Source organism: Alphaproteobacteria bacterium, from assembly GCA_025800285.1.
In the GTDB taxonomy this organism is placed as follows: Bacteria; Pseudomonadota; Alphaproteobacteria; order JAOXRX01; family JAOXRX01; genus JAOXRX01.
Genome location: JAOXRX010000056.1, coordinates 1 through 621, shown reverse-complemented (window position 1 = coordinate 621; position 621 = coordinate 1). Strand labels below are relative to the sequence as shown.

Below are 621 nucleotides of genomic sequence, written 5' to 3'. Positions count from 1 at the left end.
CTAATATTTGGAATTAAAGTCTGTATTTTATCCCTCATTATTGAGTATTTGGATTAGATCCAAATACTTAATAAGATGGGCAGGTTCTATCATCTCTAGAAATTTGGTTGTATCTGCCAAGTTCAATCATAAGTCTGTGATTGCTTACGCGCAATTCAGTTGGTTAAGGCCCTTCGCTCAGATGTTCTTTTAGAAAGCTCTAGATAAATTGAAGGGGCATATTCGTTTTTAAAAATTTTATAAAACTCTAATTTTTGAGAATGTTGAAGAGCTTGTTGCCAATATGAAATGTATTTCTGTTTCATTAAACATACGAAGTGTTTGATTTTAGCGGTATCTAATAGATATGGGTTAAAGTTATTCAAATTAAAGTATTCGGACATCTTCATAAGATTAGAGTGAAAACTATTTTTACCAGCGGAGTGAAGACCTAATGACATAAAGAAAGACTGTTTAACAAAGGAGTCTTCGTTTTTATTTTTAAGATATAATATATAGTTTAAAATTCTTTGACTAATAGCAATATTAAGAGGAAATCGACCAAGTTCAGCTCTACATGCAATATTGGAAGCCTTATTGCTTACTTCTAGGTAGTGTTTGCAAAACTGTAGATGTGTTTTT

Annotated in this window: 1 protein-coding gene; it reads right to left on the bottom strand. The window is 31.1% G+C overall.

What is annotated here, in order from left to right:
* Positions 1 to 155 precede the first annotated feature (155 nt).
* The coding region (locus OIF36_02705; GenBank protein ID MCV6599373.1) for a hypothetical protein at positions 156 to 621 on the bottom strand (466 nt) is incomplete at its 5' end.